The following is a 12548-nucleotide window of genomic DNA, read 5'->3' as shown; positions in this document are numbered from 1 at the left end:
GATGTTTTCCGTCTGTTCGTTCCGGCGCGCTGCCGCGCCTGCATGTCGATGTCGCCGGCTGATCGCCGGGCTGTCGTCGGGTCGGGAAGCGCCTAGCCGACGCTTCCTTCCAGGCTGATACCGATGAGTTTCTGCGCCTCGACGGCGAACTCCATGGGCAGTTCCTGGATGACTTCCTTGACGAAGCCGTTGACGATCAGCGCGATCGCCTCTTCCTCGGGGATGCCGCGTTGCATGACGTAGAACTTCTGATCCTCGGAGATCTTCGACGTCGTCGCCTCGTGCTCGAACTTGGCGGTCGAGTTCTTGGCTTCCATGTAGGGCACGGTATGCGCGCCGCACTGGTCGCCGATCAGCAGCGAATCGCAGTTGGTGAAGTTGCGGGCGTTTTCTGCCTTGCGGTGCGCCGAGACCTGCCCGCGATAGGTGTTCTGCGAGAAGCCGGCGGCGATGCCCTTGGAGATGATGCGGCTCGACGTGTTCTTGCCGAGATGGATCATCTTGGTGCCGCTGTCCACCTGCTGGTAGCCGTTGGACACGGCGATCGAATAGAACTCGCCGCGGGAATTGTCGCCGCGCAGGATGCAGCTCGGATATTTCCAGGTGATGGCCGAACCGGTCTCGACCTGCGTCCACGAGATCTTGGAATTCCTGCCCCTGCAGTCGCCGCGCTTGGTGACGAAATTGTACACGCCGCCCTTGCCCTGCGCGTCGCCCGGATACCAGTTCTGCACGGTCGAATATTTGATCTCGGCGTCGTCGAGCGCGATCAGTTCGACCACGGCCGCGTGAAGCTGGTTCTCGTCGCGCTGCGGCGCAGTGCACCCTTCCAGATAGGAGACGTAGGCACCTTCCTCCGCGATGATCAGCGTGCGCTCGAACTGGCCGGTGTTGCGCTCGTTGATGCGGAAATAGGTGGAGAGCTCCATCGGGCAGCGCACCCCCTTCGGCACGAAGACGAAGGAGCCGTCGGTGAAGACGGCCGAATTCAGCGTCGCATAGAAGTTGTCGGTGGTCGGCACGACGGAGCCGAGATACTTCCTCACCAGTTCCGGATGCTCGCGGATCGCCTCGGAGATCGAGCAGAAGATGACGCCCGCCTTGGCCAGTTCCTCCTTGAAGGTGGTCACGACCGAGATCGAATCGAGCACGGCGTCCACCGCGACGCGGCCCGACTTGTAGACATTGTCGTTGGCCTCCTCGAACTCGTCGGCCGCCGGCTTCTGGACGCCGGCCAGGATCTCCTGCTCCTTCAGCGGGATGCCGAGCTTCTCATAGACCTTGAGGATCTCCGGATCGACCTCGTCGAGCGAGCGCGGGCCGCTCTGGTTCTTCGGCGCGGCGTAGTAGTAGATGTCCTGGAAATCGATCCTGGGATATTCGACGCGTGCCCAGGTCGGCTCATCGAGCGTCAGCCAGCGGCGATATGCGCCAAGGCGCCATTCGAGCATCCAGTCCGGCTCGTTCTTCTTGGCGGAAATGAAGCGGATGATGTCTTCGCTGAGCCCCTTGGGGGCCTTTTCCATCTCGATCTGAGACTCGAATCCATATTTGTACTGGTCCACATCGATCTTGCGGACCTGCTCGATCGTCTCCTGCACAGCAGGCATCAGCGTTCTCCATCCATGCCGGGGTCAAGGCCCGGCCGTTTTCAAACTATGGCACCGCAGGGGCGGCGTAGTTCGCATATAGTGCCTTGCGGACGGGAATTCACCCGCAAACCGCCGCTGCGGCCCGCAAAGCGTCGAAATGTCCGGTCGACGACCGGAAGTCCTCCTGGCCGTCAGGCTGCCCTGACCCTCTCCGCGCGCCGCGCCAGGATCGCGGCCAGCGCGGTTCCGAAAAGCGCGACGTCCTCCTCCGTCGTCGAGAGCCCGATCGACACCCTGAGCGCACCCGCATTGTCGCCTCGCCCCATGGCCCTCAGCACATGGCTGGGCCCCACCTTGCCGGAGGAGCAGGCCGAGCCGGCCGACAGCGCCACGCCAGCAAGGTCGAAGGCGATCTGCGCGGTCTCGGCCTTCAGCCCGGGAACCGCGAAGAAGCTCGTATTGGGCAGGCGCTCCGCGCCGCGGCCGAATATCTCGATGCCGGCATCGCCTTCCGCCAGCAATGCCTCGATCGCGTCGCGAAGGGCCCGCACCTCGTCCATGCGCGGCAGCCCCGCCAGCGCTTCGCGGGCGGCCGCGCCGAAGCCGGCGATCGCGGGCAGGTTTTCCGTTCCGGCCCTGTGCCCCTTCTCCTGCCCTCCGCCGACGACCAGCGGCTTCGGCATCATCAGGTCGGAGGCAGCGACGATCGCGCCCGCGCCCTTGGGGCCGCCGATCTTGTGCGAGGACAAGATGAGATAATCCACGCAAGTCTCTGCGATATCGAGAGGAATTCGCCCGACAGCCTGAACCGCGTCGATCACCGACACGCCGCCTGCCGCCTTCGTCATTTCCGCGATGCGGCGGAAGGGCTGGATCACCCCGGTCTCGTTGTTCGCGGCGTGGATTGCCACCAGCGGCAGGCCGGCGGTGCGGTCATGGCGCGCGAGGGCCGCTTCGAGCGCGGCAAAATCGACCACGCCATCCCCGTCGACGCCGATCGTCTCGACCTGATCCGCGGCGAAGCGGCCGCCGCAAAGGATGCAGGGATGATCGGCGGCCGAAACATAAAGCCGCGACAGGCGCACGGCGCCACGCCCCATCTGCCAGTCTGATGTCAGCAGCGTCGAGGCCGCCTCGGTGGCCCCTGACGTGAACACCACATGCTCGGGCCTGGCCGCGACCACGGCCGCGACATCGCGCCGCGCATCCTCGACGATCCGCCGCGCCGCCCTGCCCTCGCTATGCACCGACGACGGATTGGCCGCTATGGCGAGCGCCTCGACCACGGCAGCCTTCGCGGCGCCGCAAAGCGGCGCGCTGGCATTGTGGTCGAGATAGGCGCGTTCCGCAGCCATTTTCCGTCTTTTTGCCCTGTCAACTCGCCTGCGCGGGCCGGAAAGCGTTATTTCCTTGATATTCCAAGGTCAGCCGTCCTATTTACCCGCTTCGTAGGGATGGCTTCCATCCCCCAGTTTTGAACAATTCTAAACTAGCTTCTATGGAGCCGTCTGCGTCTCGTCAAGGCCGCACCGAGAGATGTTCTCGGGTGATCCCGCGCAGCGTTCCGCCCAAGTGGAGTACCCATGCCCGAGGTCATTTTCGCAGGTCCGGCAGGCCGTCTTGAAGGCCGCTACCAGCCTTCCAAGGAAAAGAGCGCGCCGATCGCTATCATCCTTCACCCTCACCCGCAATTCGGCGGGACGATGAACAACAAGATCGTCTACGACCTCTTCTACATGTTCCAGAAGCGCGACTTCACCACGCTGCGCTTCAATTTCCGCGGCATCGGCCGCAGCCAGGGCGAGTTCGACCATGGCACCGGCGAATTGTCGGATGCCGCCGCCGCGCTGGACTGGGTCCAGTCGCTGCATCCTGATTCCAAGAGCTGCTGGGTCGCGGGCTACTCCTTCGGCGCCTGGATCGGCATGCAACTCCTGATGCGCCGCCCCGAGATCGAGGGCTTCATCTCGATCGCGCCGCAGCCCAACACCTACGACTTCTCGTTCCTGGCGCCCTGCCCTTCATCCGGCCTGATCATCCATGGCGACAGCGACAAGGTGGCGCCGCCCAAGGACGTGCAGGGACTGGTCGACAAGCTGCATACGCAGAAGGGCATCACCATAACGCAGAAGACGCTTCCCGGCGCCAATCACTTCTTCGCCAACCACAGCGAACTTCTGATCGAGGAATGCGCGGACTATCTGGATCGCCGTCTCGCCGGCGAACTGGCGGATCCGCGGCCGAAGCGCCTGAGATAGAACCCGGCAATGTAGCAGCCTGCTCGTATCGTCGAGGCATGGCTGGACGTCCTTCATCCGCAGCCTTCCGCCGTCGGCTCAGGGCGAAACACCGGAGGTCACCCGGGCCGGAAACGCTTCCGGCCCGTCGTCGCGACGGGCCGGTGACCGGATCGGGCGGCGCCGAAGGCGCTTCCCGACAGAGGCTCGTACCTTATTTGGCCTTGAGGAAGTCGGCTACTTCGAGCAGCACGAATTCGTTGTCGTCGGCCTTGTCGATGGCACGGCCGGCCGAGAACGGCAGGTTGTTGTCGTTGCCCACGACGATGTGGCTGTCGTCGACCACGTCGACATTCTCGATGGTCACGAAGGGCATGTCATAGAAGCCGTCGCCGCCGCCCTGGCGCTTCTTGCCATCGGGATCGGCGATCGCGAGCAGATCGATATGGCCGATCTTGCGCACTGCCTTGCCGGCATTCTCCTCGGTCATCTCGATCTTGTAGATCCGCTTCACCTTGGATCCCCTGGCGAAGCAGTCCGGCTTCGGATTGGCGGCGTCGGCGCAAGCCTTGCCGGCCACCCCTGCACCGTTGTCGCGCTCGATCACCAGGGCGGTGGTGGCGTCGATCATGTTGAAGTCGCCGATCGCCTCGCCGCCGTCGGCCAGCGGATAGAGCCAACTGCGCCCGGTCCAGGCCTTGCCGGCCACGTCGAACTCGACGATGCACAGCGCGGTCTTGCCGTCCACCTGTTCGACGGCGCCGTCCGCCATATAGCGCGGACCTTCCAGCAGCCCGTAGAGTTTGCTGCCGTCCTTCGACATTGCGAGCCCCTCGTAACCGCCCGAGCGCTTCAGGTTGAAGGCCGGAATCTTGGCGGTCGGATTGGCCGGCAGCGTCAGCGCCGGATGGTCGGGTGAACGAACCGGCTCGCCGTCGACGACGGTCTCGAAGACATCGGTCAGCTTGCCGTCGGTGTCGAACTTCAGGAGATACGGACCGAATTCCTCGCCGACCCAGAAACCGTCGGCCACCGGCTGGATGGATTCGACGTCGAAATCGGCGCCGGTGAGGAAGCGGTTCTCGCTGCCTTCCAGCACGATCGGGAATGGCGCCTTCTTCTCGGGATCGGTGAGGAACACGGTCCTGACGCGTTCGACCGAGCCGGCGTTCCAGTCGAATTTCAACAGATGCAGCATCAGCGCGGCGTCGGACGAGTTCATCTTGCTGCCGAAGCCGTTGTCTGAGAGCGACCAGAAGGTCCCGTCACCGTTGGACTTGATACCGGAGAAGCCCTGCACCGGCTGTCCGTCGAAGGGCAGCGAAAGCCCGGTCGGGCGCACGCCGTCCTTGCCCGGAACGGTGCCGAGGCCCTCGGCGCGGCGACGATCCGGCGTAGTGAACTTGCCGGAGGCCTGCAGATGTCCGGGTGCGTTCTCCGGCGCCTTGATGATCGTGTTCGCCGGCAGGATGGCGTGGCCGACCAGCTTGGCGTTGAACTGCTGGTCGTCGGCCGTTGCGGCAGTCGTCAGAGCGATGACGGCAGCCGCCGAGAGAAGAGAGCGTCGCATTGGAAACCCGTTTCAAGAGGGATCGAACGGCCGCTAGCTATGGTGGCTCGATGTCTGCCGGGTGACGCTTCGATGAAACTTTGATGATGGGGAACACGAGCCCCGGGTGCAGATGTCGGCGCATGGGTCGTGTCGCATTTGCTGTTGCCCCGCCGCGTCGCCGATGGGGAGCGAAAGGAGATACTGCAAGGGGCTGAAAACAAATGTCGGCGAAACTGTCGATGCTTCCGGAAACGACCACCGGGCCGGTCGCAACTGGGTGATAATCCGCGGTTGAAGGGGCGAAGTTCATTGGTCGACATAGTTGTCGCTTCATGTCACCCTTCGTTTGCCTAGAATCACCCGAATGCTTAAGGGGACAGTTCATGCACAGCTTCGAGGTCTACAAGGATAAGAAGGGTGAGTTCCGCTTCCGTTTCCGTGCAGGGAATGGGGAGCCCATGTTTGCGTCCGAAGGCTACAAGACGAAGGCGTCGGCGATGAAGTCGATCGACTCCATCAAGAAGAACGCGGCCGAGGCGGAAGTGAAGGACCTAAGCGTCGCCCCGAAGGCCGCGCCGGCCAAGGCCGCCAAGGCGGCGGGCAAGAAGCCCGCGGCAAAGGCGGCGGCAAAGGCCAAGCCGGTCGCCAAGGCTGCCGCAGCCAAGGCGGCACCGGCGGCCAAGACGGCCAAGGCCGCGGCGCCCAATCCCAAGGCGGCTGCCAAACCGGCTGCCGCGCCCAAGGCGAAGAAGGCAGCGAAGTAACCAGGCCGACTGAGCAATATCTCCGAAGTACTCCGGCTCCTTCGCGACGCCGTTCCCGAAGATCATCATCGCTTCCTGGGAATGTGGCAGGTCGTCAGAGCCGTGGGCCGGAGTACGGCTGGCAGCACCCTCGCCTCTGGATTGCCGGATGCCTATCGTGGGCAGAGCAGGTGTCTTGTGTTCGCGGGAGCATGCGCTGCCGAAGACCACTTCGGCTTTCGGGTGAGGATTTGCCGTCGGTCGACAGGCTCGACCGGTGGAGCGCGTGAACGCGTGGCACACGCCTGGCGCGAAAGCCATGCGAGCCGGACAGGCACCGCCGTCGACTGCGACCATTCGGTTGCGCGGGCATCCACGTCGCATGGATACGTCAGCGTCCGTGCCCGCTCGTATCAACCAGGTGCCGCGACTTCCGGCTACGGCTTTGCCGTCACGCCCCCCGGCGCGGGCTCGCGGCATCCGGTCGTCGTGGGGAAGGTGAGCGGCAGCCCCTTCGTCGACCGGACCGCCAGATAGGCCCAGGCTTCCGCCTCCATCGAATCGCCGTTCAGGCCGGCATCCTCGGCGAGGATGACCTCGGCATGTTTCGCCTTGTTTCCAAGGTCGGCCATGATGTGCGGGTTCTTGCGTCCGCCGCCGCAGACGATCCAGAGCTTGGGCGCTTCCGGCATGTGCTCCGCCGATTTGAGGATAGCTTCGGCCGACAGCGCGGCGAGCGTCCTTGCTCCGTCCGCCAGTTCCAGCCCCTCGGCTTCGTCGAGCGTGAAGTCGTTGCGGTCAAGGGATTTCGGCCCCGCTCTTTCGAAGAACGGGTTGCCGAGATAGCGCTCGATGACCGCCGCAACGGTGTCGCCCTCGCTGGCGATCACGCCGTCGGCGTCGAATGGCACCCCCCCTTCACGTGCCACCCATTGGTCGATCAGCGCATTGCCCGGCCCGCTGTCGAAGGCGATGGGGTCACCGCGGCGGCCCACATAGGTCACGTTGGAGATGCCTCCGATATTGACGAAGACGACCGGAGAGCGGGAGGAGAATGGCGCGGGCAGCGCCCGGGCAACGGCTGCGTGATAAGCCGGCACAAGCGGCGCGCCCTGCCCGCCCAACTCCATGTCGTTCGCCCGCATGTCGTAGACGACGGGCAAGCCCGTCTTCTTCGCCAGCAGTTCGCCGTCGCCGAGTTGGACGGTGACGCCCATCTGCGGGCGGTGAAGAACCGTCTGGCCGTGGAAACCGATGATGTCTGGCCGCCCCCAGCCTGACGCCCCGTTTCGAAGGAACGCTTCGATCGCCTCCGCGTGCCTCAGCGTGATCTCCTTCTCGAGCGCAGCCAGACCGCCCGGCCGGTCTTCGCGGCGGACGATTGCCCGAGCCTCGTCGAGCGACTCTTCTATCCGACAACGAAATCCCGCCTCATAGGGCACGAACATGGCGGGGCCGCGTTCGACCTTGTGATCTCCATCGGTCCGCAGCATCGCAAGATCGATACCGTCCATCGATGTGCCGCTCATCAGTCCGATCGCGCAGAATTCAGCCATTTCGCCCGCCGTCCTTGTGATTCCTTGGCTGCGGATGCTAAAGGCGCGCCAGCCGTTATGCCATGCGAGCGGCGCAGCAGACGATCATCCGCCGAGAGACCGAACCATGTCCGCCTTCAAGTCCGACTTCCTGCGCACGCTTTCGGAGCGCGGCTTCATCCACCAGATTTCGGATGAGACCGGCCTCGACGACCTTTTCGCCAAGGAGACCGTGACTGCCTATATCGGCTTCGACGCGACGGCCAGGAGCCTCCATGCCGGCTCCCTGATCCAGATCATGATGCTGCACTGGATGCAGAAGACCGGGCATCGCCCGATCGCGCTCATGGGCGGCGGTACCTCGATGATCGGCGACCCGTCCTTCAAGGACGAGGCGCGCCGGCTGCTCACGCCGGCCGACATCGACGCCAACCTGGCAGGCATCCGGCGCAACTTCGAACCCTACCTTGCCTTCGGCGATGGGCCGCGCGACGCTCTGATGGTCAACAATGCCGACTGGCTGATGTCGATCAACTACGTCAACTTCCTGCGCGATGTGGGCCGTCACTTCTCCGTCAACCGGATGTTGTCCTTCGATTCCGTCAAGCTGCGACTTGACAGGGAGCAGTCGCTCTCTTTCCTCGAATTCAACTACATGATCTTGCAGGCCTACGACTTCGTCGAGCTCAACAAGCGCCATGGCTGCCGGCTGCAGATGGGCGGCTCCGACCAGTGGGGCAACATCGTCAACGGCCTTGATCTCGGCCATCGCATGGGGACGCCGCAACTCTTCGCACTGACCTCGCCGCTGCTCACCACCTCGTCCGGCGCGAAGATGGGCAAGACCGCGTCCGGCGCGGTCTGGCTCGATCCTGAAATGCTGAGCCCTTACGAGTTCTGGCAGTACTGGCGCAACACCGAGGACGCCGATGTCGGCCGTTTCCTCAAGCTCTACACCACATTGCCGATGGACGAGATCGCCAGGCTGCAGGCCCTCGGCGGCGCCGAGATCAACGAGGCGAAGAAGACGCTCGCCACCGAGATCACCGCCTTGCTGCATGGACGGCAGGCCGCGGAGCAGGCTGCGGAGACGGCGCGCAAGACCTTCGAGGAAGGGGCTCTTGCCGAGAGCCTGCCGACGGTCGAGGTGCCAGCGGCCTCGCTCGAAGCCGGTGCGGGAATCCTGTCGCTTTTCGTGACCGCCGGGCTGGCCGGATCCAACGGCGAGGCCCGGCGCCAGATCCAGGGCGGCGGCGTGCGTCTCAACGACCAGCCGGTTTCCGACGACCGCCGCATGGTCACGTCAGCCGACCTCACCCCGGAAGGTGTCGTCAAGCTGTCGCTCGGCAAGAAGAAACACGTCCTCGTCCGTCCGGTCTGATAGCGGACGCTGGAGGCTATCGCTCCAACGCCTCGGATCAGCCGTCAGCGGAACTCGAATATCGAGCGGAATATTCCCGGCGCGATCACCGACAGCGGATTGATCTGCAGCGTCGGCGAATTGGCGTCGCCCGACAGGCGGAATGTCACGCCGATAAGCCCGCGGTCGCGGCCGTTTCCGAGGATCTGCCCGACCAGCGGAATTTCGCCGAAGATCCGGTTCAGCCCGTAGGCCGGCATGAACGTGCCGGTCATGTTCATCTTGCTGGCCTTGTCATAGAGCGTTCCCTGGAACATCAGGCCGATCAGCGGCCCGCGCAGCATGCCATGGTCGAGCACGAGGCTGCCCGGCGCCTTGTCGATCACCGCGAAGCCGCGTTCGAATTTCACGCGCGAAGTGTCGATGTTGCGCTTCACCGCCTGGTTGAGGCTGCGATCGTCCCCGGGGGGCGTGGTCGCCACGATCGACGCGAGCCTCGGCTCGTCGACCACCCAGAAATCCGTGGCGTCCATCTGGCCGCGCATTGGACCGTCCGCCTCGCCCGACAGCGCCAGCCGGATCGTCCCGCCCTCCATATGCTGGTAGATGTCGAGGAAACGCAGCACCGCGCCTGCATCGGCCGAATGCATCTCCATCGTCCGGCGGCCGCCGTCGGTGCCGTTGCTCACCGTGACCGTCTTGCCGCCCGACGTGACGGCCGACACCTTCAAGGCAACGACGCGGCTGCCCTTGCCGGCATAGTCGAGCTTTACGTCGGAGAACCGCTCGCCATGGAACCCGATGAGCGACTTGACGTCGGCGGTCACGGACACGGATGACGACCCTGAAGCCGCCTCGGTGCCTTTTGCATCGGAGGTGAATTGCCTGACGAGGGAACGGGCATCGAGTGCCCTGCCCCTGACGTCGACCTGGTAGCCCTTGCCGTTGCGTTTGATCGTGACGCGCACGTCGTCGCCACGATTGAGTTGGGCCGTGTCGAAACGCGCGGACGACAATTCTCCTCCGTTGAGCACGATCTCGCCGGCTATGGCGAACGACTTTCCGCCCAGCTTGAAATCCGAAAGCGTCGTCGTTCCGCCGGTGCTCCGCATCCGGAAGCTCGCTTCGGCGGCGACGCCGGGGCCCTTGCTCCATCCGGCCCAGGGGATGTCGAGCCTGGCGCCGGTCAGGTCCGCCTCGATGTGCCTATCGGCATTGTCGGATCCGGAACTGAACGCGAGCTTGACCGGACCGCTGACCAGCGTCGAGAGGCCCGGAGCGAGCTTCTCGCGCGCCTTGTCATCGAGGGTGATCGTGATGTCGCGCGCGCGGCCTACGTCGCTGCCGCCGATCGGCTCCACGATGTCGATGTCGGCCGGCGCGCCATTGAGTTTGGCCTTGGCGTCGATCACGGCCTTCGTCGGATCGATGGTGATGGTTCCGTCGGCCTCGGTCGCCAACTGTCCGTCGAAGGCGCGCGTCAGCGCGAGATTCTTGAAATCCAGCGCGACGATCCAATCGAGCTTCTCGCCTTGCGCGGCCTTGCTCAGAGGGATGTCCGCCTTCACATTGCCGGATACTTCGCCGGAGAATTCGTCCGCCGTCATGCCGATGCGACGCATGGCATCGATCGGCTCGTAGGAGGCCAGTTCGGCCACCGCTTGCGCGTCGCCGGCGACATTCATGTCGAGCGCCCCGATGACCTTGGGGACATTGGCTTTGCGGATCGTCAGCGTGCCGTTGCTCGCGGCGACCGTGCGTCCGCTCGGAAGATAGACGCTTCCCGAAGAAAGCGCGATGTCGACTTCGTTGCCGCGGAAATCGATGGTGCCGACGGCGTCGCGCATCGGCGGCACGCGGCCCGTCAGGTCGAAGCGGGTGCCCGCGATACGGAACTGGCCCGAAATCTCGTCGCCCGACAGCGGCACGCCGTTGCCGATCCGCCCGGGCGGAACGCGGAACTGGAGCCGGCCGTCCGAGACATGGCCGCCGAACAGATTGCCGAGCGCCCATCGCCGCGCCGGCGCTGCCGCGACCCATGGCCAGAGTTGCTTGACGTGGGACGCCGGCATATCCGGCAGGGTTAGCGCCAGGAACATGCCCGGAGACTTGCCCGGGACGAAATCGAAGGCCGCCGTGCCCAGCATCTCGCCACCCTGGGTCCGTACGCCAATGTCCTTGACCTCGAGGTGTCGGGCAGCCGCGTCGTAGGTCCCGCCCAGCCGGGCGACGAGGCTGAGTGACGGCTCGGGCGAATCCGGCGGTGCGAGCGTCGAGCCGTCGCTCACCAGTTCGTAGCGATAGACGGGAGCCTCCGCAGGATCGGAACGCGGCTTGGGTCCGACCGCGCCGTGGAACCGGAAATGCGAGCGCCCGGAGATGAGGGTCGCGCGCTCGATCTCGAGCTTGCCGGAGCCGGAGATCATCGTCGCGGCCATGGTGAGGCTGGCGTCGAGGCTGTGGTTGCGCGGGTCGATGCGGACGACGGAATCACCCACCGTGAGTGCAACGGCCAGGCGCGAGGCCTCACCGCCGATTCCTTCCGCCCCGGTGATCTTCATCCCGACATCACCGATGGCGGTTTCGCGTCGCGTCTCCTGGGCACCCTCTGGCGCAGGCGGTGTAGGCACGCCGAGTCCGGGGGAAGACACGGTGAAATCGAGCGCGTCGACCCTGCGCGTTACCTTGTCGCGGCTGGCCGTTCCTTCCATGGCGATCTCGCGGCCGTCCACGGCCAGTTCGGCCGACAGGACGAGCCCGCCGGTGAGCGATTGGTGCAGGGAGGCCCGGGCTATTTCCAGGCGACGCAGGCTCCCGGTGTCGGGAAACGCGACCGTGATGTTGTCGAGTTCGATGCTGCGCGTCGAGCCCGCTCCAAAAACGTCGAGCGCGCGATGTACGCCTGCGAATACCACATCCACCAGTCGATCGGGATCGAGCAGGCCATCCTTGTTGGCGAGGGGGGCCATCCAGTCCACACCGTCGCCCGCAGGCATGGCTGCGGCGGCGATCGTCGCGTCGGCGATCCTGGCATTGCCGAGCTTGAGCTCGCCGCTCAGCAGCGGCAATACCCTGATGCCGAAACGCACGCTTCCCGCTTCGATGATATCGGCCTTGCCGGTTCCAGGCACGGCGAAGCGGACGTCATCCATTTCGACGGCAAGGAAGCGCGAACTGTCGAAGGAGAGCCTGGCCGGCCCGAGCGTCGCCACCACGTCGGCACCGAGCAGCCGCTCGACCGCCGCCTCCGCCTCGCCGCGCAAGCTGTCCGAGCTGATGCCCGATATGCCGACGAAATATATGGCACCGACCACGAAGGCGATTATTGCGACGACGGCGGCAAGCGCACCCGCGCAGAAGCCTAGCGCCTGCCTGTGCAGCGGTCGCCTGGGCGTCCAGAAATCCTGACCGATGGCGGATGGAAAAGTATGCAGGCCCGTGATGTCTTCACGCCGGAACCGCACCTTTTCGTGCCTTTGAAGCTCTTGCTCCAACCAATCTCCTGCCAACCTGCCGTGGACGAATCCGC

7 protein-coding genes and 1 pseudogene are annotated in these 12548 nt (G+C 64.8%); 3 read left to right on the top strand and 5 right to left on the bottom strand.

Annotation, left to right across the window (positions count from 1 at the left end):
• Nucleotides 1-92: 92 nt before the first annotated feature.
• Together sufB and JN302_RS22565 are read right to left on the bottom strand one after the other, a co-directional pair.
• Nucleotides 93-1610, bottom strand: coding sequence for a Fe-S cluster assembly protein SufB (sufB, locus tag JN302_RS22570; RefSeq protein ID WP_202329249.1), 1518 nt, complete (start codon nucleotides 1608-1610; stop codon nucleotides 93-95).
• A gap of 173 nt (nucleotides 1611-1783) precedes the next feature.
• A complete protein-coding gene (locus JN302_RS22565; RefSeq protein WP_202329248.1) occupies nucleotides 1784-2947 on the bottom strand; it encodes a cysteine desulfurase family protein in 1164 nt (387 codons plus the stop codon).
• Between the two features lie 228 nt (nucleotides 2948-3175).
• On the opposite strand from JN302_RS22565, the gene JN302_RS22560 reads away from it, so the two are divergent.
• Complete coding sequence (locus JN302_RS22560) at nucleotides 3176-3850, top strand: alpha/beta hydrolase (protein ID WP_202305252.1); 675 nt, start codon at nucleotides 3176-3178, stop codon at nucleotides 3848-3850.
• A gap of 193 nt (nucleotides 3851-4043) precedes the next feature.
• Here JN302_RS22560 and JN302_RS22555 read toward each other — a convergent pair whose 3' ends face one another.
• Complete coding sequence (locus JN302_RS22555; protein ID WP_202329247.1) at nucleotides 4044-5399, bottom strand: esterase-like activity of phytase family protein; 1356 nt, start codon at nucleotides 5397-5399, stop codon at nucleotides 4044-4046.
• 365 nt (nucleotides 5400-5764) lie between these two features.
• On the opposite strand from JN302_RS22555, the pseudogene JN302_RS39810 reads away from it, so the two are divergent.
• Nucleotides 5765-5944, top strand: a pseudogene (locus tag JN302_RS39810) (YegP family protein); the annotation flags it as partial.
• A 617-nt stretch (nucleotides 5945-6561) separates the two neighbouring features.
• Here the strand turns inward: JN302_RS39810 and JN302_RS22545 are convergent.
• Nucleotides 6562-7680 (bottom strand): anhydro-N-acetylmuramic acid kinase, encoded by a 1119-nt coding sequence (locus tag JN302_RS22545; RefSeq protein ID WP_202329245.1) that lies wholly within the window; start codon nucleotides 7678-7680, stop codon nucleotides 6562-6564.
• Nucleotides 7681-7786: 106 nt separating this feature from the next.
• Between JN302_RS22545 and tyrS the strand changes: the two genes are divergently transcribed.
• Complete coding sequence (gene tyrS, locus JN302_RS22540) at nucleotides 7787-9040, top strand: tyrosine--tRNA ligase (RefSeq protein WP_202329244.1); 1254 nt, start codon at nucleotides 7787-7789, stop codon at nucleotides 9038-9040.
• A 44-nt stretch (nucleotides 9041-9084) separates the two neighbouring features.
• Here the strand turns inward: tyrS and JN302_RS22535 are convergent, their stop codons facing one another.
• Entirely contained in the window at nucleotides 9085-12513 is a 3429-nt protein-coding gene (locus JN302_RS22535; protein WP_202329243.1) for a YhdP family protein, read from the bottom strand.
• Nucleotides 12514-12548: the final 35 nt, after the last annotated feature.

It is taken from the genome of Mesorhizobium sp. L-8-3, assembly GCF_016756615.1.
Classification (GTDB): Bacteria; Pseudomonadota; Alphaproteobacteria; order Rhizobiales; family Rhizobiaceae.
This window is presented reverse-complemented; position numbering and strand designations above follow the sequence as displayed.